At 59.7% G+C, this 21524-nt stretch carries 18 protein-coding genes; 9 read left to right on the top strand and 9 right to left on the bottom strand.

What is annotated here, in order from left to right; all coding sequences use genetic code 11:
* Positions 1–149: 149 nt before the first annotated feature.
* The gene (locus ACRQ1B_RS20445; protein ID WP_432296138.1) at positions 150–1589 is read left to right on the top strand and encodes a M48 family metalloprotease; all 1440 of its coding nucleotides are present in this window, start codon (positions 150–152) and stop codon (positions 1587–1589) included.
* A 131-nt stretch (positions 1590–1720) separates the two neighbouring features.
* Here the strand turns inward: ACRQ1B_RS20445 and ACRQ1B_RS20440 are convergent, their stop codons facing one another.
* From ACRQ1B_RS20440 to ACRQ1B_RS20420, 5 genes are all read right to left on the bottom strand, one after another.
* Complete coding sequence (locus tag ACRQ1B_RS20440; protein WP_432295878.1) at positions 1721–2584, bottom strand: RNA polymerase factor sigma-32; 864 nt, start codon at positions 2582–2584, stop codon at positions 1721–1723.
* Between the two features lie 307 nt (positions 2585–2891).
* Positions 2892–3464: a CarD family transcriptional regulator gene (locus tag ACRQ1B_RS20435; RefSeq protein WP_432295877.1), complete on the bottom strand. Its 573-nt coding sequence runs from the start codon at positions 3462–3464 to the stop codon at positions 2892–2894.
* A 420-nt stretch (positions 3465–3884) separates the two neighbouring features.
* Positions 3885–4223 carry a ferredoxin FdxA gene (gene fdxA / locus ACRQ1B_RS20430; RefSeq protein WP_432295876.1) on the bottom strand — a complete coding sequence of 113 codons (339 nt, stop codon included), beginning with the start codon at positions 4221–4223 and terminating at the stop codon, positions 3885–3887.
* Positions 4224–4421: 198 nt separating this feature from the next.
* The gene (locus ACRQ1B_RS20425; RefSeq protein ID WP_432295875.1) at positions 4422–4847 is read right to left on the bottom strand and encodes an RNA-binding S4 domain-containing protein; all 426 of its coding nucleotides are present in this window, start codon (positions 4845–4847) and stop codon (positions 4422–4424) included.
* A gap of 4 nt (positions 4848–4851) precedes the next feature.
* A complete protein-coding gene (locus ACRQ1B_RS20420; RefSeq protein ID WP_432295874.1) occupies positions 4852–7956 on the bottom strand; it encodes a helicase-related protein in 3105 nt (1034 codons plus the stop codon).
* 446 nt (positions 7957–8402) lie between these two features.
* On the opposite strand from ACRQ1B_RS20420, the gene ACRQ1B_RS20415 reads away from it, so the two are divergent.
* Both ACRQ1B_RS20415 and pyc read left to right on the top strand, forming a co-directional pair.
* Entirely contained in the window at positions 8403–9143 is a 741-nt protein-coding gene (locus ACRQ1B_RS20415) for a helix-turn-helix transcriptional regulator (RefSeq protein WP_432295873.1), read from the top strand.
* Positions 9144–9248: 105 nt separating this feature from the next.
* A complete protein-coding gene (gene pyc, locus ACRQ1B_RS20410; RefSeq protein WP_432295872.1) occupies positions 9249–12707 on the top strand; it encodes a pyruvate carboxylase in 3459 nt (1152 codons plus the stop codon).
* A 31-nt stretch (positions 12708–12738) separates the two neighbouring features.
* Here the strand turns inward: pyc and ACRQ1B_RS20405 are convergent, their stop codons facing one another.
* On the bottom strand, positions 12739–13638 hold the full coding sequence (locus tag ACRQ1B_RS20405) for a DMT family transporter (RefSeq protein WP_432295871.1): 900 nt from the start codon (positions 13636–13638) through the stop codon (positions 12739–12741).
* A gap of 105 nt (positions 13639–13743) precedes the next feature.
* Here ACRQ1B_RS20405 and ACRQ1B_RS20400 point away from each other — a divergent pair, with 105 nt between their 5' ends.
* The 3 genes from ACRQ1B_RS20400 to ACRQ1B_RS20390 all read left to right on the top strand — a co-directional run bounded on the left by ACRQ1B_RS20400 (position 13744) and on the right by ACRQ1B_RS20390 (position 17105).
* Positions 13744–14937 (top strand): MFS transporter, encoded by a 1194-nt coding sequence (locus ACRQ1B_RS20400; RefSeq protein WP_432295870.1) that lies wholly within the window; start codon positions 13744–13746, stop codon positions 14935–14937.
* Between the two features lie 119 nt (positions 14938–15056).
* Positions 15057–16307 carry a flavodoxin-dependent (E)-4-hydroxy-3-methylbut-2-enyl-diphosphate synthase gene (gene ispG, locus ACRQ1B_RS20395; protein ID WP_432295868.1) on the top strand — a complete coding sequence of 417 codons (1251 nt, stop codon included), beginning with the start codon at positions 15057–15059 and terminating at the stop codon, positions 16305–16307.
* 138 nt (positions 16308–16445) lie between these two features.
* Positions 16446–17105 (top strand): YiaD family glycine zipper/OmpA-like lipoprotein, encoded by a 660-nt coding sequence (locus tag ACRQ1B_RS20390; RefSeq protein ID WP_432295867.1) that lies wholly within the window; start codon positions 16446–16448, stop codon positions 17103–17105.
* Positions 17106–17187: 82 nt separating this feature from the next.
* On the opposite strand, the gene ACRQ1B_RS20385 is transcribed toward ACRQ1B_RS20390, so the two are convergent.
* Entirely contained in the window at positions 17188–17829 is a 642-nt protein-coding gene (locus ACRQ1B_RS20385) for a LysE family translocator (protein ID WP_432295866.1), read from the bottom strand.
* 49 nt (positions 17830–17878) lie between these two features.
* Positions 17879–18805: a polyprenyl synthetase family protein gene (locus ACRQ1B_RS20380; RefSeq protein ID WP_432295865.1), complete on the bottom strand. Its 927-nt coding sequence runs from the start codon at positions 18803–18805 to the stop codon at positions 17879–17881.
* A gap of 215 nt (positions 18806–19020) precedes the next feature.
* Between ACRQ1B_RS20380 and mtgA the strand changes: the two genes are divergently transcribed.
* The 3 genes from mtgA to rpmF all read left to right on the top strand — a co-directional run bounded on the left by mtgA (position 19021) and on the right by rpmF (position 20793).
* The gene (mtgA, locus tag ACRQ1B_RS20375; protein WP_432296137.1) at positions 19021–19701 is read left to right on the top strand and encodes a monofunctional biosynthetic peptidoglycan transglycosylase; all 681 of its coding nucleotides are present in this window, start codon (positions 19021–19023) and stop codon (positions 19699–19701) included.
* Between the two features lie 72 nt (positions 19702–19773).
* Positions 19774–20433, top strand: coding sequence for a glutathione S-transferase family protein (locus tag ACRQ1B_RS20370; protein ID WP_432295864.1), 660 nt, complete (start codon positions 19774–19776; stop codon positions 20431–20433).
* 174 nt (positions 20434–20607) lie between these two features.
* A complete protein-coding gene (gene rpmF / locus ACRQ1B_RS20365) occupies positions 20608–20793 on the top strand; it encodes a 50S ribosomal protein L32 (protein WP_112458846.1) in 186 nt (61 codons plus the stop codon).
* Between the two features lie 90 nt (positions 20794–20883).
* Here the strand turns inward: rpmF and phaR are convergent, their stop codons facing one another.
* The gene (phaR, locus tag ACRQ1B_RS20360; protein WP_432295863.1) at positions 20884–21468 is read right to left on the bottom strand and encodes a polyhydroxyalkanoate synthesis repressor PhaR; all 585 of its coding nucleotides are present in this window, start codon (positions 21466–21468) and stop codon (positions 20884–20886) included.
* Between the last annotated feature and the right edge of the window lie 56 nt (positions 21469–21524).

The following is a 21524-nucleotide window of genomic DNA, read 5'->3' as shown; positions in this document are numbered from 1 at the left end:
GATATTGACCTTGCAAGGGCGCCTGCTTCGGCAGGCTTGGGCACATGACGAAAGGCAACGCGGCGAAAGTGATGACAGGCACCAGCGAAGCACGGATTGATGCGCCTGCGACGACGCGCCGTCGCCTGTCGTCCGCAGCACTGTGTCTCATGCTGGCCGGTGCGACGGCCCTCTCCGGTTGCCAGTCGATCCTCGACCAGACCTATCAGGCCAACGTTTCGCCCTCGTCCAATCCGCAGATTGTTGATGAGGTGCAGAAAAACGATCCGCGTGCGCAGATGGGCGCGCGTGAGCATCCGCGCATCGTGGCAAGTTACGGCGGTGAATATCACGACGCCAAAACGGAGCGTCTGGTGGCCCGCATTGCCGGCGCGCTGACCGCGGTTTCGGAAAACCCGAACCAGTCATTCCGCATCACCATTCTCAACTCCCCGGCCATCAACGCCTTCGCGCTGCCCGGCGGTTATCTTTACGTTACCCGCGGCCTGCTGGCGCTTGCCAATGATGCCTCGGAAGTGGCGGCCGTGCTCTCGCACGAAATGGGCCACGTCACGGCCAACCACGGCATCGAACGTCAGAAGCGTGAAGAAGCGGAAGTGATCGCCAGCCGGGTGGTCGCCGAAGTGCTCTCCAGCGACCTTGCCGGCAAGGCAGCGCTTGCGCGTGGAAAACTGCGTCTCGCAGCCTTTTCCCGCCAACAGGAGCTGCAGGCCGACGTGATCGGCGTGCGCATGCTGGGTGAAGCCGGTTACGACCCTTACGCTTCGCCGCGTTTCCTCGATTCCATGGCGGCTTACGCCCGCTATTCGGCGGTCGATCCCGACAATGACCAGAGCCTCGACTTCCTGTCGAGCCATCCGAACGCGCCGCAACGCGTGGAACTGGCGCGTCAGCATGCCCGCAATTTCGGCCAGGAAGGCACGGTCGGCGACCGTGGCCGCGACTACTATCTCGCCGGCATCGATGGCCTGCTTTACGGCGACAGCCCCGAAGAAGGCTATGTGCGCAACGAAACGTTCATGCATGGCGGCCTTGGCATCCGTTTCGATGTGCCGGAAGGGTTTCGTATCGACAACAAGGTCGAGGCGGTTCTGGCGACCGGTCCGAACGAGACCGCCATCCGTTTCGACGGCGTTGCCGCCGGCGATACCGGCAGCCTGACCAATTACATGACCAGCGGCTGGGTGGCCGGATTGCTGCCCGATACCGTGCGGGAAATCACGGTCAACGGCCTGCCGGCGGCCACTGCCCGCGCCAGCGCCGAGCGCTGGGATTTCGATGTCACCGTCATTCGCATCGATAAGCAGATCTTTCGTTTCCTGACGGCCGTGCCGAAGGGCAGCGCCATTCTGCAGCCGACGGCAGATATCCTGCGTCAGAGCTTTCGCCGGATGACGCCGCAGGAGATTGCCAGCCTCAAGCCGCTGCGCGTGCGTGTGGTGACCGTCGGCGCCAATGATACCATCACCAGTCTTGCGGCCCGCATGATGGGCACGGATCGCAAACTCGACCTCTTCAAGCTGATCAACGCCATGCCGGCCAGCGCAACAGTATCGCCCGGCCAGAAGGTGAAGATCATTTCGGAATGATGCCAGCCTGCCGGAATTGACAGCGACTATATAAAAAGAAAGCTTCCAGGCCGCTGCGGCCTGGAGGCTTTTTTATGTCACCGGCAAAACCGCGCGCAGGACGCAGCAAGCCTTTTATTCGAAACCACCATTCAGGAAACGGCAGCCATCTGCGGGTTCATTGTGACCAGCGCTGATTTCAGCTTTTCGATGGCGCGGCTTTCGATCTGGCGCACACGTTCCTTGGAAATGCCGAGTTCGGCACCGAGGGCCTCAAGGGTGGCACCATCGTCGGTCAGACGACGCGCGCGAATGATCTTCTTTTCGCGGTCATTGAGCTTGGTCAGCGCGCCCTGCAGCCATTTCAGGCGGCGCTCGCCGTCGATCATGCCGGACACCTGTTCATCCGGCAGAGGCTCTGCGCTTTCCAGCATGTCGAGACGCTCGCCACTGTCGGAATCGCCTGCGATCGACGGTGCCTGCAATGAGGCGTCATTGCCGGAAAGGCGCGCATCCATGGTCTGCACATCGGCAACGCTGACGCCGAGCGCGACTGCAATTTCCTCGTGAATGGCCTGGGCGGTGAGATTGCTGTCGCCACGGGCAAGTTTTGCGCGCAGGCGACGAAGATTGAAGAACAGCGCCTTCTGGGCGGAACTGGTACCGCCGCGGACGATCGACCAGTTGCGCAGGATATAATCCTGCATCGAAGCGCGGATCCACCAGCTGGCATAGGTGGAGAAACGAACGTCGCGTGCGGGCTCAAACCTTGCCGCCGCTTCAAGCAGCCCTACATAGCCTTCTTGTACGAGGTCGCTCATGGGAAGCCCGAAGCCGCGGAACTTCGATGCCATGGCGATCACGAGACGCATATGGGCGAGTGCAATTTGATTGCGGGCGTCCTGGTCTTGATCGTCCTTCCAGCGCACGGCGAGGTCTCTTTCTTCCTCGCGGGCCAGGTAGGGTGCCGACATGGCGATCTTGATCATATTGCGGTCTGCGGACATGGCATTCATCACGGTCTCCTTGAAACAAGTTGATCCGGCAAGGACATCGCAATTTCACGAGACCTGCGCATACGGGCTACTAAGAACCCAGAAATGCGGCATTTTGGCGTGAGACTGCGGTGTCGTGGCCCCCTCGTTTTGTCGCTCGTCGTAAGGGATACGCGGCTCATGCCATGTCCCCCGTGGATGAAAACTGCGCCTGGTCCCTTCAGACATCAGAGCGCCGTTCCGGCGGGGTAACGCTTGGAACCAGAAATGGTTCCAATAAAAAACCCGGCTGAGCCGGGTTTTTTAATTCAGGTCAATGCGGCCTTGATCAGGCTGCTTCTTCCTCATGTGCGTCGTCGTCTTCAACCGACTTGCCGCGCTTCGGACCCTTGGCGAGGTTCGTCTCGATCAGGCGAACGGCCTCGGTATCCGACATCTTGTTGACGGCACCGATTTCGCGGGCCATGCGGTCAAGAGCAGCTTCATAAAGCTGGCGCTCGGAATAGGATTGTTCGGGCTGGTTTTCAGCGCGGTAGAGATCGCGAACGACTTCGGCGATCGAGATCAGGTCACCGGAATTGATCTTTGCATCGTATTCCTGGGCGCGACGCGACCACATGGTGCGCTTGACGCGGGCCTTGCCCTGAACGACCTTCAATGCACGTTCAACGAAATCGGTCTCGGAAAGCTTGCGCATACCGATGCTGACGGCTTTGGCGACCGGCACCTTGAGGCGCATCTTGTCCTTTTCGAAATCGATGACAAAAAGTTCGAGCTTCATGCCCGCCACTTCCTGTTCTTCGATTGCGGAGATGGTGCCCACTCCATGCGCCGGATAGACAATGGATTCACCAGTCTTGAAGCCGTGGCGCGCTGAAGATTTTTTCTGCTGGGTCGTCATTCTTACAATACACTCCCTGTTACGCTCCCGGCGTTCTTGCCGGGGCCGGGTCAGTCAGGCCCGGATGAGACGGGGGAAACCGTCGGGTGACTCCATTACTGCGCCGCTTGAAGCGCGTGCGAAAAAAACAACAGGATCACGATTGCGACCGACACCCGGACTTGATGGCAACTCAGGGATCGCGCGAAAGGGACGTGTTGTTTTCGTGATGTTTTTAAGGCACACGCATGCCGCTTTGTGGAACAGTATTGGTTGTCTACCACAAAAATAGGCGGAAATCAATGATTTGGTTTCGCCGTTGCGAAGAAACAACGCCCGAATCACTGCGTAAAGGTTAGGCAATGCCAAACGGCATTGATCATTTGCGCTTTATTCTACAGGGCGGCGACAGCTCTCACTATCGCCGATTACCCAATAAAATCAATCGCCAGAGCCGGGCTCAGGTGAGAAGAACTGCTCGAATTTGTCGGTTACGCCATCCATTTCCTTGGCTTCCGGCATGGCATCACGCTTGATGGTGATATTCGGCCAGACCTGGGCGTATTCGGCATTCAGCTTCAGCCACTTGTCGAGCCCCGGCTCCGTATCGGGCTTGATCGCCTCGGCAGGACATTCCGGCTCGCAGACACCACAATCGATGCATTCGTCAGGATGGATGACGAGAAAATTCTCGCCTTCGTAAAAGCAGTCTACCGGGCAGACTTCGACACAGTCGGTATATTTGCAGCGAATGCAGTTGTCGGTCACGACATACGTCATGAGGCACTCCAGGTCAGCGCGTTGGTCAGGAACCCGATTTCGGGAAAGGTCGAGCCCCCGAGGGCCGGACGAGGACAACGCGACCGCTGGAACGACAGAGGCGGGCTATCCGGCTGTTTCGAACGTCAGGTAAAGCCTTTGAGCCTGCTTAGCAAGGATAAAGCTTTTCGAAAAATCACTGAGCGCAGGAGGTTTGTTCTAATCGTCCCGCCAATCGATATCCGTACCGCCTATACCGGGAAAAAGCCGGTCGGTTTCGCGGCGCTCCTTCTTGGTAGGGCGCCCACTGCCCGGAACACGTTGTGCCTGCTCGAAGGTGCTCAGGCGCTCCGTCTCTTCGCGTGGCGGCGTCAGATCTTCATAAAGCTGTCTGGCTTCTTCATAAGGACCGCGACGTTCGCCACCCGCCTTGACGATCAGGATAACGTCTCGACGTTCGAGTGAAAGCTCGACCTTGTCACCGGCTTTCACTTCGAAACTGGGCTTGCGGATCGGCAGCCCGTTGACACGGACGTGCCCGGAATTGAGCAGCCCTTGCGCCAGGGACCGCGATTTCACCATGCGGGTGAAGAAAAGCCACTTGTCGATGCGCTGACGCAGATCTCCAGATGGCTTTTCACTCATGGCGTCACTTCTTCATCTGCTCCTTGAGAGCAGCCAGCTTTGCGAATGGCGAATCCGGATCCAGCGGCTTTTCCTTGCGCGGAGGACGCGCCTCGAAACGGGCCGGCTGCTGCGACGACTTGTTACGGTCGTTGCGGTCATTACGCTCCGGACGGTCGCCGCGCGGCGGACGATCGCCACCACGATTGTCGGGACGACGGTCGCCACGGTTCGGCTTGCCGCCATCACGGCCGCGGCCTTCCTGCTCGCCACGACCTTCGTTGTTGCGGCCTTCGCCGCCACGACGATTGTCACGACGTTGCTGACCTTCGCCTGCACTCTGGCCCTCACCACGGTTCTGATGACCATGGCCACGGCGTTCGCCCTGCGGACGGCCGCCACGCTGCTGTTCACTGCGACCACCACCCGGACGCCACAGGAGAACCGGCTTCGGCTCTTCGGCCTCGGTAGCGGCGATCTCACCCGCAGGCGCTTCGGCATCGGCTGCCGGTGCGGCTTCCGTGGAAACTTCCGGTGACGGCTCGGCAGCTTCTGCGCCGGCTTCAACCGGCGCGGCTTCGGCTGTTGCTTCAGGAGCAGCAGCTTCTTCCGAAGCAACGGCTTCAGCGGCAGGTTCGGAGGCAACAGCCGGTGTCACGGCAGCCTTGGCGTCTTCACCAGCCAGGAATGCGGCAGCCTCTTCAGCCTTTACGGCATCGGCGCGATAACCGAGACCCTTCAGGATTTCTTCCATGTCGTCGGCAGTGGCGCCGAGGATGGAGAGCATGGCCGTCGTGGTGGTGAAGCGGCGGCCATCATACGCACCTTCCGGACGCGGCTGACCGGGCTTCCACTGCAGCAGTGGACGGATCAAATCGGCCAGACGCTCGAGGATGTCGATGCGCACGGCGCGCTTGCCGAGGAAACGGAAACCGGCCAGACGATAGAACATCCGCTCATAGGTGGCGTCGGCAACAACCGAGGTACGTCCTGCTGCAAGTGCAGGAATCAGTTCGCCGTAACCCGGCTTGTCGAGACCGTCGTTCTTCAGCGCCCACAGCAGCGTGATCAGCTCGGCGGGAGCCGGCTTCAGCAGCGCAGGCATGAAAATGTGGTAGGCGCCGAAACGCACGCCATACCGGCGCATCGAGGCGCGGCCTTCCTGATCCAGCGACTTGACGTCATCGGCGACGTCACGGCGGAACAGCACGCCAAGATTTTCGACGATCTGGAATGCCAGCCCCTTGGCGATGCCCTGCAGGTCTTCGGCGCGCGACAGATCGTCGAGCGGCTTCAGGACCGTGGCGATGTGATGATTGACAAAACGCTCGATGCGGGCGGCCGCATGATCACGGGCAGCGCCGGTCAACTGCTCGTCGGAGAGCAGGATGACGCGCGGCCGCATAACATGGTCGCTTTCCGCAAGGCGGGCCACCGGATCACCCAGCCAACGGACGAAACCATCCGAACCAAGCGCGAGGTCACCATTGCCGCTGGCGTAAAGACGCGCGGCGCGTGCCTCGAATTCCAGAGCCAGCGCTTTCTGCGCGGCAGCCTGCACGGCCTTGGCATCCGGTCCTTCCGTCCCCGAGACGGCGGTAAACCGAAAACCGGCAAGTTGTCCGACGTGATGTCCTTCGACGAACACATCGCCATTTACACTAATTTCTGCTTCCAGCATCGCATTCTCTCTCAGGCGCTTCATGAGCACAGATGTCCTGCGATCAACAAAGCGTTTCGTCAACCTTTCATGTAGCGCGTCGGACAACCTATCCTCGATTTCCCGTGTCTTTTCTTGCCAGTGTGTCGGATGCGCCAACCAACCCGGGCGATTTGAAACATAAGTCCAGGTTCTGATCTGGGCGATTCGCGCCGAAAGCGTGTCGATTTCGCCCTCGGTTCGGTCCGCCCTTTTCACCTGCTCGGCCATGAAATCTTCGTTGACCGCGCCGTGTCGCACCAGATCGGAAAAAAGCGTCGAAATGAGGTCCGCGTGATGCGCCGGCGCAATTCGGCGATAATCGGGAAGCGCGCAAGCATCCCACAATGTTTCGACGCGCGCGGGCGTCGTCGCCAGATCCTTGATCTCCGGGTAACGGGACAGGTGATCCAGTGCCTGACTGTCTGTTGCCGGCAGCGCCCGCGTCAGCCCGTGGACGACGGGCGTCGCGTCCAGACTGTTGCGCAGATCGCGCAGCGACGAAAAATCGAGCTGCTTGGAGCGCCATTGCAGCACTTTCACACTGTCGAACTGATGGCTTTCGATGCGCTCGACCAGTTCTTCGTCAAAGGGCTGTACCTGACCGGTGACACCAAACGTGCCGTCTCGCAGGTGGCGACCGGCACGACCGGCGATCTGCGCCATCTCCGACGGGTTCAAATTACGGAACTGATACCCATCGAATTTGCGATCCTGCGCGAAGGCGACGTGGTCCACATCGAGATTGAGGCCCATGCCGATCGCATCGGTGGCGACCAGATATTCCACATCGCCTGACTGATAGAGCCCAACCTGCGCATTGCGGGTGCGCGGGCTGAGCGCGCCGAGTACCACGGCGGCCCCGCCGCGCTGGCGGCGGATCAGTTCGGCAATCGCATAGACCTCGTCGGCCGAAAAGGCGACGATGGCTGTGCGCTGCGGCAGCCGGGTGATTTTTTTCTGGCCGGAATAAAACAGCTGCGACAGACGCGGCCGCTCGACGACGGTGATACCGGGCAGAAGTTTTTCCAGGATCGGACGCATGGTGGCGGCGCCGAGCAGCAGCGTTTCCTCACGGCCGCGCAGATGCAGGAGACGATCGGTAAAGATATGGCCGCGCTCGAGATCGCCAGCCAATTGCACTTCATCGATGGCGACGAAAGCAGCCTTGGTCTCGCGCGGCATCGCCTCGACGGTACAGACGGAAAAGCGCGCCATATGCGGCGTGATCTTTTCCTCTCCGGTGATGAGCGCGACATTGTGGTGTCCGACCTTTTCCACCAGACGACCATAGACCTCGCGCGCAAGCAGGCGCAGCGGCAGTCCGATAACGCCGGATCCATGCGCCACCATACGTTCGATCGCGAAATGCGTCTTGCCGGTATTGGTGGGTCCGAGAACCGCAGTCACACCGCGGCCGCTCAATATCATGGGCTGAACATTCAAGACAAAAGTCCGCACTGAAATGACTTCGCCGGAGAATGACATCCCCGGAGGCTCCGCCACACATGGCGATAGTGACCTTCAAACGCAAGACGTTTCTCGCGATTGAGGAGCCCGCGTCCTGATAACCGCCATCGACGAACGGAGGAAAGACGAGTCTTTACCGGCAGTTGGAACAGTGTGGGAACGAAACGGCGACGAATCGCTGACTCGGTCGATTCTGCATTTGTTCTTGAGAACCTAACCTTACTCTAATTTTGCAGTGGACAATGAGGGTATAAATACGATTCATGCTCTTATTTGAATGCAAGATTTCATGCTCTATCCTTTATGCATTGCTAAGAAACGATGATGACTATGAATCATGAGTTTATCAGACAGACGGAATTGACTGAGAACAAGCATGCCAATTTTTCCGTTGCCGGAGGGCTAGAGTGACGGTTCACTCGATTTTACATTTTTTGGTCTTGGCCCAAGAGGCCAAAACCCAGACAGAACTGGCAGCGGAATTCGAGGCAGTGCTGAAAAGCTACGGTTTCAGCTATTACGGTGTCTGGATGAAATCCAAAACACTGGGCTATCTCGATAGCACCGTTTTATGCGGACGCTGGCCGGATGGCTGGCAGGAAACCTACGCGGCCAAGAAATTCGGCATGGTGGATCCGACAGTCCGCATGTTGGCCGTGGCGCAGCGGCCATTCCGCTGGCGCGAGGCCATCAGCATGTTCAGGAGCGATCCAAACCGCAAGCGTATCCAGCGCATGATGCAGGATGCGAACCGCAGCGGTTTGAACGACGGCTATACGTTTCCCATCCATGGCCGCAACGGCCTGCTCGGTCACGTCAGCATCGGCGGCCAGATCATTGAACTGTCGCCCTCTGAAATGACGATGTTCGACGCCGCCGCCAAAAAGATGTTCTGGCGCACGCTGGAGCTTGGTGGCCAGGCATCGCATTTCGAAGCGATCAAATCGGTCGAGACCACACTCACACGCCGCGAAACGGAAGTGCTGCACCTTCTTGCCGAGGGTATGACCTCGCACGAAATAGCCAAGGCGCTGACCATTTCGAACCATACCGTGGACTGGTACATCAACGCCATTCAGGAAAAATTCGAAGCCAGCAACAGACAACATGTTGTTGCCATCGCCTTTCGGCTCGGCCTTGTCTCGTGAGATTGTCGCAGACGCCATTCCAACGATAGATTGGACTTGATCCGGCCTGATATTAGTGCTCGTTTCGCGTTTGCAGCATATCGCAAGTACGAATGGGAGACAGTCTTGCCGATCTCGAAGATTCTCGTTGCCAACCGATCCGAAATTGCCATCCGCGTGTTTCGCGCCGCCAATGAGCTCGGGATCAAAACGGTCGCCATCTGGGCGGAAGAGGACAAACTCTCGCTGCACCGCTTCAAAGCGGACGAAAGTTATCAGGTCGGCCGCGGCCCGCATCTGGAAAAAGACCTGGGCCCCATCGAAAGCTATCTGTCGATCTCCGAAGTGATCCGGGTGGCAAAACTTTCCGGCGCCGATGCGATCCATCCCGGTTACGGCCTTCTGTCGGAAAGCCCGGAATTCGTCGATGCCTGCGATGCCGCCGGTATCATCTTCATCGGTCCGCGCCCCGATACGATGCGCCAGCTCGGCAACAAGGTCGCGGCCCGCAATCTGGCGATCTCCGTCGGCGTGCCGGTCGTGCCTGCCACCGATCCGCTGCCGGATGATATGGCGCAAGTCGCAAAGATGGCCGAGGAAATCGGTTATCCGGTGATGCTGAAGGCCTCCTGGGGCGGCGGTGGCCGCGGCATGCGCGCCATCCGCGATCCGAAGGATCTGGCAAAGGAAGTCGTCGAGGCCAAGCGCGAGGCCAAGGCCGCCTTCGGCAAGGACGAAGTTTATCTCGAAAAGCTGGTGGAGAGCGCACGCCACGTCGAAAGCCAGGTTCTGGGCGATACCCATGGCAATGTCGTTCATCTGTTCGAACGCGATTGTTCCATCCAGCGCCGCAACCAAAAAGTGGTTGAGCGCGCCCCGGCACCTTATCTTTCCGAGGCGCAGCGTGCCGAACTCGCCGGTTATTCACTGAAGATCGCCAAGGCAACGAACTATGTCGGCGCCGGCACCGTCGAATACCTGATGGATGCCGAGACCGGCAAATTCTACTTCATCGAAGTGAACCCGCGCATTCAGGTCGAGCACACGGTTACCGAAGTCGTGACCGGCATCGATATCGTCAAGGCGCAGATCCACATCTTGGAAGGCGCTGCGATCGGCACACCAGAATCCGGCGTGCCCGCTCAGGAAAACATCCGCCTCAACGGCCACGCCCTGCAGTGCCGCATCACCACCGAAGACCCGGAACAGAATTTCATTCCCGATTACGGCCGCATCACCGCCTATCGTTCCGCGGCCGGTTTCGGCATCCGTCTCGATGGTGGCACGGCCTATACGGGCGCGATCATCACCCGCTATTACGACCCGTTGCTGGTGAAGGTGACCGCCTCGGGCTCGACGCCGCAGGAAGCGATCAGCCGCATGGACCGCGCATTGCGCGAATTCCGTATTCGCGGCGTCGCTACCAACCTGACCTTCCTCGAAGCGATCATCGGCCACGAAAAATTCCGCGACAATTCCTATACGACACGGTTTATCGATACGACGCCGGAACTTTTTGCGCAGGTCAAGCGCGCCGACCGTGCCACCAAGCTGCTGACCTATCTCGCCGACGTGACCGTCAACGGTCACCCGGAAACCAAGGGGCGGCCGGAGCCTTCGGCCAATGCTGCAAAGCCAGTGCTTCCTTATGTCGATGGAGAGATCCAGAGCGGCACCAAGCAGAAGCTGGACGAACTCGGCCCGAAAAAGTTTGCCGAATGGGTGCGCAGCCAAAATCGTGTGCTGATGACCGACACGACCATGCGCGACGGCCATCAGTCGCTGCTGGCCACCCGCATGCGCACCCATGACATTGCCCGCGTCGCCGATGTTTATGCCCGCGCCTTGCCAAACCTGTTCTCGCTGGAATGCTGGGGCGGTGCGACTTTCGACGTTTCCATGCGTTTCCTCACCGAGGACCCGTGGGAACGCCTGTCGCTGATCCGCGACGGCGCACCGAACCTGCTCTTGCAGATGCTTCTGCGCGGCGCCAACGGTGTCGGTTACAAGAACTACCCGGACAATGTAGTCAAATATTTCGTCCGTCAGGCGGCCAAGGGCGGCATCGACCTCTTTCGCGTGTTCGACTGCCTGAACTGGGTCGACAACATGCGCGTATCGATGGATGCGGTGCAGGAGGAAAACAAACTCTGCGAGGCGGCGATCTGCTACACGGGCGATCTGACCAATTCGGCGCGCCCGAAATACGATCTCCAATATTACGTCGCGCTGGCGCAGGAACTGGAAAAGGCCGGTGCCCATATCATCGCTGTCAAGGACATGGCCGGTCTGCTGAAGCCGGCGGCCGCCCGCACGCTGTTCAAGGCGCTGCGTGAAGAAACCTCGCTGCCGATCCATTTTCACACACACGATACGTCCGGCATTTCGGCCGCGACCGTGCTGGCCGCCGTGGAAGCCGGTGTCGACGTGGTCGATGCGGCGATGGACGCACTTTCGGGCAACACCTCCCAGCCCTGCCTCGGTTCGATCGTCGAAGCGCTTTCCGGCACCGAGCGCGATCCGGGTCTCGATCCCGAATGGATCAGAAAAATCTCGTTCTATTGGGAAGCGGTGCGCGGCCAATACGCCGCCTTCGAAAGCGATTTGAAGGGTCCGGCGTCGGAAGTCTATCTGCACGAAATGCCGGGCGGCCAGTTCACCAACCTCAAGGAGCAGGCTCGCTCGCTGGGGCTGGAAACCAAATGGCACAAGGTGGCCCAGACCTATGCAGACGTGAACCAGATGTTCGGCGATATCGTGAAAGTCACCCCCTCCTCTAAGGTGGTGGGCGACATGGCACTGATGATGGTTTCTCAGGACCTCACCGTTGCCGATGTCGAAAACCCGGCCAAGGATATCGCCTTCCCGGATTCGGTCGTCGCCATGCTGAAGGGCGATCTCGGCCAGCCTCCAGGCGGATGGCCGGAAGGCATCCAGAAAAAAGCTCTGAAGGGCGACACGCCCTATACGGACGTGCCAGGTTCGCTGCTGGCGCCGGCCGATCTCGACAAGGAGCGCAAGGACATCGAAACCAAGCTGGAGCGCAAGGTCGACGATTTCGAGTTCGCCTCCTACCTGATGTATCCAAAAGTGTTCACCGATTTTGCGCTTGCGTCGGATACCTATGGTCCGGTCTCGGTTCTGCCGACCCACGCCTATTTCTACGGCATGGCGGATGGCGAGGAACTGCTGGCTGACATCGAAAAGGGCAAGACGCTGGTCATCGTCAACCAGGCGACGAGTGCTCCGGATGCGCAGGGCATGGTGACGGCCTTCTTCGAACTGAACGGCCAGCCGCGCCGCATCAAGGTGCCGGATCGCAACCGCACCTCGGCAAGCGCTGTGCGTCGTAAGGCCGAAGCGGGCAATTCAGCCCATCTCGGCGCGCCGATGCCGGGTGTTGTCTCCACGGTGGCCGTTGCCGCCGGCCAGACGGTTCAGGCCGGTGACGTGCTGCTTTCCATCGAAGCGATGAAGATGGAAACCGCGCTGCATGCGGAAAAGGACGGCACGATCTCGGAAGTGCTGGTGAAGGCCGGCGACCAGATCGACGCAAAAGACCTGCTGATCGTTTACGGCAGCTGATCAGAAAGAATGGCGGGCGCCTGACAAAAGCTCAGGCGTCCGTCACCTCGTCCGGCTTGCCGAGGCGATAACGCCGGGCCGCCAGCCGCTCCGAAGAGACGATGAGCAAACCGGCGCAAAAAATCAGGGCGGCGCCGAACGCCACATTGCTGGCCGGAATATCCTGCCAGATGACGTAGCCCAGCACGAAAGCCCAGATCAGCGACGAATATTCGAATGGCGCCAGAACAGAAACCGGCGCACGCCGCATGGCTTCGAACAGCGCCGCCTGCGCCGTGCCGCCGAGCAGGCCGACCAGCAGAAGCAGGACACCACTCCCGAGATCGACTGCCTTCCAGTGATAGATGGCCATGACACAGGTCATCAGCACAAAGAAGGCGTTGGTCAGCGTCATCTGCACCAGCGTCGATTCGTTCATTGCCGTCTTGCGCAGCAGCACGCTGGCGCCGGCCCACAGGATTGCGGCCAGCAGGGCCAGGCCAACCGGGATGGAGATGGTGAGGCCGACCGGATTGGCGGCAATCAGCACGCCGACAAAACCGAGAATGATCGCTGCCCAGCGCACGGGTGGCACCTTTTCATGCAGGATCGGGATGGCCAGCAGCGTGGCGACGACTGGCGCGGCATAATAAATGGTGGTGAGTTCGGCGAGCTGCAGCGATTTCGCCGCCGTATAATAGGCAAACCACGCGCCGAGCAGGAACAGGCTGCGCACCGCCATCGGCTTCATCACAGGCGTGCGGATGACGCGGCCGACAAATCCACGCCCGCCGATAATCAGGCAGGCGATCAGGATCGTCATGCTGCGGAAAAACAGGATCTGCCAGACGCTGACATCGGCGACCAGAAGCTTGACCACCGCATCGTGAAGCGTGAACACGAAATAGGACAGGCTGACGAAAAGAATGCCGCTGGCTGTGCTGGATTTCAAAGGATTACGCCCGTTGGCGCCTCGCATGGTTGCAGGCTCTGCGCTTTAGGGTATTTCAGAAAGAATGCAATCGGGTTTCTGCTTCGCCCGATGAAGGGAGGACGGATGGATACGAAGATGCAAAATTCCGCCGCTCGGGCCGAACGGCCTGCGATCACCCGCGAACGTATCGGTGTTGCCCTCCTGTTTCTGATGAACGGTTTCCTGATCGGCGCCTGGGCACCCAAAATTCCGGAATTTGCGACGCGGCTTCACCTCGATGAGGCGAAACTCGGCGTCATGATCCTGATCTTTGGTCTTGGCTCGCTGGTGATGATGCCGATTGCAGGCAGCCAGATTGCCCGTTTTGGTTCGAGCCTCGTCACCCGCACTGTCGCAGTGTTGGTGACGCCCTGCCTCCTTTATCTCACCTATGTCTACGATATCTGGACCGGCGGCATTGCGATCTTCCTGTTCGGCGGGCTGATCGGCGCCATGGATGTGGCGATGAACGCCAATGCGGTTTCGGTTGAGCGGCATATGCGCCGCGCCATCATGTCGTCCTGCCATGCCTTTTGGAGCTTGGGCGGGCTTATCGGCGCGTCAACCGGCGGCTTTCTCATAGACCATATCGGCGTCGGCTCTCACGCCCTTATCGCAACCGTGGCTGCGGCCATTATGCTTGCTGCCGCCTGGCCGCTTGTTTTTCATGATGCCCCGCATCCCGACGAAGACGCCTCAAGCCGACCGCGTGGCCTTCCGAAATCGCCCCTGCCTTGGCTGATCGGCATTCTGGCACTGTTCTGCATGATCCCGGAGGGCGCCATCCTCGACTGGGGTGCGCTCTACATGCGCAACGAACTCGGCGCATCCACGACGCTGTCCGGCTTCGCCTTTGCCGCCTTCTCGCTGACCATGGCCGTGATGCGTTTTGCCGGCGACCTGATCCGCGACCGTTTTGGCGCGGTGAAAACGCTGCGGGCCTGCGCCGCCATCGCCATTGTCGGCCTGATGATTATCGGCTTCGCCGGCAATTCCACCATCGCCATCATCGGTTTTGCGCTGTGCGGCATCGGCATTTCCAACATCGTGCCGATCGCCTTTTCCGCGGCCGGCAATCTGCCGGGCATGGCGCCGGGCGTCGGTCTCTCCATCGTCACGACGATGGGCTATTCCGGCATTCTGGTGGCGCCTTCGGCCATCGGTTTCATCGCCCGCCATACCGGGCTCGGCATCATCTTTGTCGGTCTTTCGGTGCTGATCATCATCGCCATGGCGTTTTCATCGCTTGCCCGCCATGCCGACAGCGCACATCACTGACGCAATGAGAAGGCTCGCCGTGAGGAGCGGAACGAGGTAAAGTGACGACCGCGCAGGTTGACAAGGCGCATGCCATGATCCACCTGAGTGGTCCAATAGCCAAGGTACCGAGACGTTTGATGTCCTCACCCATCGATTATGATCCAAAACCCCGTCGCGCCACTGTTGCCGTCGATGTTGGTGGCGTGATCGTCGGCGGCGGCGCGCCCGTTGTCGTCCAGTCCATGACCAATACCGATACCGCCGATGTCGATGCGACGGTCGCGCAGGTCGCGGCCCTCTACAAGGCCGGATCGGAAATCGTGCGCATCACCGTCGACCGCGACGAAAGTGCTGCTGCCGTGCCAAAGGTGCGCGAGCGCCTGCTGCGTCTGGGTCTCGACGTGCCTCTCGTCGGCGATTTTCATTATATCGGCCACAAGCTTCTTGCCGATCATCCGGCCTGCGCCGAGGCGCTTGCAAAGTACCGCATCAATCCGGGCAATGTCGGTTTCAAGGACAAGAAGGACAAGCAGTTCGCCGACATCATCGAGATGGCGATCCGCTACGACAAGCCGGTGCGCATCGGCGTCAACTGGGGTTCGCTCGATCAGGATCTCCTGACCACGCTGATGGACCGCAATTCCGAACAGGGATCGCCGCTGTCGGCCCGTCAGGTCATGCACGAGGCGATCGTGCAGTCGGCGCTGATCTCGGCGGAACTCGCCGAATCGATCGGCCTCCCGCGCAACCGCATCATTCTTTCGGCCAAGGTCAGCCAGGTGCAGGACCTGATCGCCTGTTATTCGATGCTGGCCGAGCGTTCCAACCATGCCCTGCATCTCGGCCTCACCGAGGCCGGCATGGGCTCCAAGGGCATCGTCGCATCGTCGGCTGCCATGGGCTACGTGCTACAGCACGGCATCGGCGACACCATACGCGTTTCGCTGACGCCGGAGCCGAATGGCGACCGCACCAAGGAAGTGCAGGTGGCCCAGGAAATCCTGCAGGTCATGGGTTTCCGCCAGTTTATTCCGGTCGTGGCCGCGTGTCCCGGCTGCGGTCGTACCACCTCGACCGTGTTCCAGGAACTCGCCCAGAACATCCAGAACGACATCCGCAAGAACATGCCGATCTGGCGTGAAAAATATCCTGGCGTCGAGGCGCTGAACGTCGCCGTCATGGGCTGCATCGTCAATGGTCCGGGCGAAAGCAAACATGCCGATATCGGCATTTCGCTGCCCGGCACCGGCGAAACACCGGCCGCGCCGATCTTCATCGACGGCAAGAAGGCGATGACGCTGCGTGGACCGAACATCGCCGCCGATTTCGAAAAGCTGGTGATCGACTATATCGAGAACCGTTTTGGCCAGAAGACGGCTGCCGAGTAATCTCGGCAAACGCCTGAATTCAGGCTGTCAGTCGGTAACCACCGCACTGACAATCGATCACTTATCCGTTCACTCGTCGTTTCGCCGCATTTTGTGGTAAAGGGAAAAACATCTCAGACGACGGGGGCAACGATTCGAATGCTGAAGAAGTTTGCATTGGTAGCGCTGTGCGCCACCTATCTTTCCGCCTGCACCACCACCGACCCGTATACGGGTGAGCAAAAGACCTCGAACATGGCAGGCGGCGCTGCCATCGGCGCCGGTCTCGGCGCACTGGGCGGTCTCGTGGTCGGCGGCGGCAACAAGGGCCGCAATGCGCTGATCGGCGCCGCGATCGGCGGTCTGGCCGGCGGTGCGATCGGCAATTACATGGACAATCAGGAAGCCGAGCTGCGCCGCGAACTGCAGGGCACCGGCGTGTCCGTCACCCGCCAGGGCGACCGCATCATCCTCAACATGCCGTCCAACATCACGTTTGCCACCGATCAGGACCAGGTCATTCCGCCGTTCTACCGGACGCTGGATTCGGTCGCGATCGTGCTCAACAAGTTCGGCAAGACCTATATCGACATCAATGGCCACACCGACTCGACGGGCAGCCTGCAGCATAACCAGGGCCTGTCGGAGCGCCGCGCCGCTTCGGTTGCCAATTATCTCGGCGGCCGTGGTATCGACCAGCGCCGTATCTCGACCATGGGCTTCGGCCCGTCGCAGCCGATTGCCACCAATGCAACGCCGGACGGACGCGCCCAGAACCGCCGTGTCGAAGTGGCGATTGCGCCGATCGAGCAGAACTGATCGGCCTGACGGTCTAAAACCATTATCGACAGCCTCGCACTCCTGATGGGTTGCGGGGCTGTTTTCATTTCGACAAGTGTCATCAGATGCGGCTGGTCAGCAGCTTGATACCCGCGACGCCGTAAAAGATCGCCATGGTGCCTTCGATCCAGCGGCGGGCGGATTTGTAGATACGCAGCGCATGCCGGGTCGAAAACAGCAGCGCATAGCCCATGAAGATGACGAAACTCGACGTGCTGAAGATGCCAAGCATCGACAGAACCATGGACGGCGGTGCATCGGCCGGCAAGCCCAGCGACATGATCGCAAGCCAACCAAAAATCGCCTTCGGATTGGTGATGTGGATGGCATAACCACGCAACCATAGCTGTCTGGTCGTATAGTTCGTCCTTACGTCGCCGCCCGTCAGCGCGGCATCTGCCGTCCGCGCAGACCTGTAGGCCTTCCACGCGAGGTATATCAGGTAAAGACCACCAACGACCTTGATGATTTCGAGTGCGAAAGCATAGGTTCGCAACAGTGCCGCCAGACCGAGCGCCGCTGAAACACCCCATGTCAGCGAACCACAGAAAATGCCGCGCGCAATGACGAGGCCGGCGTGGCGGCCTTGCGCGATAGCCGTACCCATGATGGCGAAATTGGCGGGACCGGGACTGAGAACCGTGATGAGATAAGCCGTATAAGCCGGCCAAATCGCCGAAAGGAAAGTATGTATATCCGGCATGCGTTACTCTCCCTCGGGAGGTCCGAAGCACCCGATGGGTCCGAACCGGTCAGCTCTTGCGGTCGGCGATGAAGCGAGCCGCTTCCCGCAGAATGGCAGCCTTTTCGCCATAGGGCGAGAGCAGATTTTCGGCATCGGCCACCAGCGTATCCAGCCGCTTTTCCGCCCATTCCATGCCATGCAAGGCAACAAGCGTGCCCTTGCCACGGCCGGCATCCTTGCCGGTGGCCTTGCCGAGCGTTGCCGCATCCGACTTGATGTCGAGAAGATCATCGGCCAGTTGGAAGGCAAGGCCGATGATGTCTCCGAAGCGGCGCAGGGTCTGGCGATCGGCTTCGCCGGCTCCGGCTGCGATGGCTCCCGCTTCGCAGGCAAAACGGATCAAGGCGCCGGTCTTCATGGCCTGCAGGGTGAGAATACCCTTTTCATCCGGCCGGTTCTTTTCGGCCTCGATATCGAGCACCTGCCCGCCCACCATGCCACCCATGCCGGCGGCGCGTGACAGGGCGAGCACAAGCTCGACCTTCTGGCGGTCGGAAAGATCGGTTTCAGGTGCCGCGATAATATCGAAAGCGCAGGTCAGAAGCGCGTCGCCGGCGAGGATGGCCGTCGCCTCGTCATAAGCCTTGTGTACGGTCGGTTGGCCACGGCGCAGGTCGTCGTCATCCATGGCTGGCAGATCATCGTGGATCAACGAATAACAATGTAGGCATTCCAGCGCCACGCCGACACGCAGCGCCGCAGCGGCATTGCCGCCGAGCATGGCCGCCGTTTCGCGCACCAGAAACGGCCGCAGGCGCTTGCCACCATTCAATGTGCCGTGACGCATGGCCGCCAGGAGGTTCGAAGGCCGTACCGTCTCGTCCGCCAGCGCATCCCCGCCCAGCATGGCGACAAGGGCCGCCTGCGTTTCCGCCGCGCTGTCACGCAGGCGATTTTCGAAGACGGAGGCGGAATGGCTGGTCTCAGAGATCATGGGCGCTATCTGACATGCGGCGAAAGCACTGGCAATGTCATATTCCGATCACCGTTAGTTTTACGGGCATGACCGGGCCGGACGGCTGGTTTTTATGGGGTTTGGACGCTAGAACGGGCGAGAGGCGACAAATGAGTGCGATCTTGGACATCAGCCCGGTCGAACAGCATGACAGGAAAGAGGAGCAGCCAGTGGCGCGATCCCGTCACCGGCGGATGCTTTCAAACACGATTGTCCGGCGCGTTATGCTGGCCATCGCAGCGTTTCTGATCCTCCCCTATTTTCTCGTCGTCCTTTACGCCATCCCGTTCATCCGCCCGATCTCAACATTGATGATCGCAGACCTTGCCATGTTGCGTGGTTATGATCGTCAATGGACCTCTTTCGAAAATATCTCGCCGAACCTCGTGCGCTCGGTGATGATGTCGGAAGACGGCCAGTTCTGCGCCCATGGCGGCGTCGACTGGAACCAGATGCGCGGTGTCGTTCAGGATGCGCTGGATGGGGAATCCACCCGTGGTGCCAGCACCATTCCCATGCAGACGGTGAAAAACCTGTTTTTGTGGAATGGCCGGTCCTTTCTGCGCAAAGGGCTGGAAATGCCGCTTGCGCTGTGGGCGGATTTCATCTGGTCGAAGGAGCGGATGATGGAAATCTATCTCAATGTCGCCGAACTGGGGCCCCAGACCTACGGTGCCGGTGCGGCCGCCCAAAGACATTTCAAGACGTCCGCTTCAAAACTCAGCCGCCGGCAGGCCGCCCTCCTCGCCGTTTCGTTGCCAAACCCTATCACCCGGGTCGCAAGCAAGCCCGGTCGCGGCATGCAGCGCCTGGCCTCCGTGGTCGAACGCCGCGCGCAGAGTGCTGGCGATTATATCACCTGCCTTTATAGATAGGTTCTCAGGATTTCATTGGTCACGATTGCAACCTGTCGTTAGGTTCTCCTCACCACCAATGGAGATCCTGGCATGGATGCGCTGACGCTTTATATCGGCAACAAGAACTATTCCTCCTGGTCCTTTCGCCCGTGGATCGCCTTGACCGCTTTCGACGTGCCGTTTGAAGAAGTGCTGATCCCGTTCGACATGCCGGCCGGCAATCCCTGTTTTGCCGAAATCTCCCCCACCTCAAAAGTGCCGGTGCTGCACCATGGCCGGCTGCGGGTATGGGAATCGCTGGCGATCATCGAATATGTCGCCGAGCTCTATCCGGAAAAACAGTTCTGGCCGGAAGATCCCGGTGACCGGGCAATGGCACGCGCCATCTCCATGGAGATGCTCTCCGGCTTTCGCGGCCTGCGCAATGCCTGCCCGATGAACATGCGACGCCCGCGGGCCGCCCTCGACCTTGATGCGGATACGGCAACAGCCGTCGCGGACGATGTGAAGCGTATCACCACCATCTGGCGGGAGATGCGCGAACGTTCCGGCGGGCCTTTCCTGTTCGGCGCCTTTTCCGCCGCAGACGCCATGTATGCGCCTGTCGTCAATCGACTGGATGTCTACGACATAACCGTTGACGACGACGCCCGTGTCTATATGGAAGCCATGAAGGCGACAGCCGCATGGCAAAGCTGGGAGGCGGCGGCCAAGGCGGAAAGCTGGATCGTTCCCGAGGACGAGGCCTGAATCGAAGTGCCGATCGGGCGATTCTCAAAAATCGACTCGAAAATCGCTGTGGGGACTGGTCAAAGGCCGATACCGCATGTATAAGCCGCCCCAATTTCCGAGTTCCAGACACGTCCATTCGGCCTGATTTCTCGGCCGGGGATTATAGTCTGCACGTCAATTGGAGTACTTAAAATGGCAGTACCGAAGAGAAAAGTTAGCCGATCCAAGCGCGGTATGCGCCGCTCTGCTGACGCGCTCGCAACCCCGACCTTCGTCGAGGACAAGAACTCCGGCGAACTTCGCCGTCCGCACCACATCGACCTGAAGACCGGCATGTACCGCGGTCGTCAGGTTCTGACCCCGAAGGAAAGCGCATAAGCTTTTCTGACGCAAGTCATTCAAAAAAGCCCGGTCTCGCGACCGGGCTTTTTTGTTGTCCTTAGTTGCCGAAGAAAGCTCAGGGACAGATCATGTCATGCTGTCCAGACGCGTCTGCAGCGAGCGCAGCTGTTCCTTCAGCTCGTCGAGGTCCTTCGCATCAGCCGGCTTGCGAGGTTCTTGAGGCGTTTCCACCTGCCCTGTGAACGGCGTGAACATCTGCACCGCCTGACGGAACATTTCCGTATTGCGGCGCACCTGTTCTTCCATCATCTGCATCGGTGCCTGCAGGTTTTTCGTGAGCGGCGTTTCGCCGAATGTGCGCGTCATATGCTCGCGCATCTGCGTCTGCTGATCGGCAAACGTCTTCATCGAATGTTCGAGAAAGGTCGGCACGACCATCTGCATCTGATCGCCGTAATAGGTGATCAGCTGACGCAGGAAGGACACCGGCAAAAGGGTGTTGCCGGTCTTGGATTCCTGTTCGAAAATAATCTGCGTCAGGACAGAATGGGTAATATCCTCGCCGGTCTTGGCGTCCTGGACCGAGAATTCCTCGCCCTTCTTGACCATTTTCGCAAGGTCTTCCAGCGTCACATAGGTGCTGGTGCCTGTGTTATAGAGGCGTCTGTTGGCATATTTCTTGATGACAACTTGGCCTTCATTCTTCGCCATATTCTCCTCCTCGTCCCCTTAACATCGTTCTGTTATGCGGGTTTCCTCTCCCGCGA

This window comes from Endobacterium panacihumi (assembly GCF_050847465.1).
GTDB classification, from domain to species: domain Bacteria; phylum Pseudomonadota; class Alphaproteobacteria; order Rhizobiales; family Rhizobiaceae; genus Neorhizobium; species Neorhizobium panacihumi.
Note: the sequence above shows the minus strand (reverse complement) of the source record. Positions and strands in the feature narration are given on the sequence as shown.

Bases quoted from the DNA above. Each gene is read 5' to 3' on its own strand.
- ACRQ1B_RS20380 (WP_432295865.1), bottom strand. From the start codon at position 18,805: ATGATCTCTGAGACCAGCCATTCCGCCTCCGTCTTCGAAAATCGCCTG.
- ACRQ1B_RS20400 (WP_432295870.1), top strand. From the start codon at position 13,744: ATGGATACGAAGATGCAAAATTCCGCCGCTCGGGCCGAACGGCCTGCG.
- ispG (WP_432295868.1), top strand. From the start codon at position 15,057: ATGTCCTCACCCATCGATTATGATCCAAAACCCCGTCGCGCCACTGTT.
- ACRQ1B_RS20390 (WP_432295867.1), top strand. From the start codon at position 16,446: ATGCTGAAGAAGTTTGCATTGGTAGCGCTGTGCGCCACCTATCTTTCC.
- rpmF (WP_112458846.1), top strand. From the start codon at position 20,608: ATGGCAGTACCGAAGAGAAAAGTTAGCCGATCCAAGCGCGGTATGCGC.
- phaR (WP_432295863.1), bottom strand. From the start codon at position 21,468: ATGGCGAAGAATGAAGGCCAAGTTGTCATCAAGAAATATGCCAACAGA.
- ACRQ1B_RS20435 (WP_432295877.1), bottom strand. From the start codon at position 3,464: ATGACGACCCAGCAGAAAAAATCTTCAGCGCGCCACGGCTTCAAGACT.
- ACRQ1B_RS20420 (WP_432295874.1), bottom strand. From the start codon at position 7,956: ATGATATTGAGCGGCCGCGGTGTGACTGCGGTTCTCGGACCCACCAAT.
- ACRQ1B_RS20440 (WP_432295878.1), bottom strand. From the start codon at position 2,584: ATGAATGCCATGTCCGCAGACCGCAATATGATCAAGATCGCCATGTCG.
- ACRQ1B_RS20370 (WP_432295864.1), top strand. From the start codon at position 19,774: ATGGATGCGCTGACGCTTTATATCGGCAACAAGAACTATTCCTCCTGG.
- fdxA (WP_432295876.1), bottom strand. From the start codon at position 4,223: ATGACGTATGTCGTGACCGACAACTGCATTCGCTGCAAATATACCGAC.
- ACRQ1B_RS20425 (WP_432295875.1), bottom strand. From the start codon at position 4,847: ATGAGTGAAAAGCCATCTGGAGATCTGCGTCAGCGCATCGACAAGTGG.
- mtgA (WP_432296137.1), top strand. From the start codon at position 19,021: ATGCTTTCAAACACGATTGTCCGGCGCGTTATGCTGGCCATCGCAGCG.
- ACRQ1B_RS20385 (WP_432295866.1), bottom strand. From the start codon at position 17,829: ATGCCGGATATACATACTTTCCTTTCGGCGATTTGGCCGGCTTATACG.
- ACRQ1B_RS20445 (WP_432296138.1), top strand. From the start codon at position 150: ATGCTGGCCGGTGCGACGGCCCTCTCCGGTTGCCAGTCGATCCTCGAC.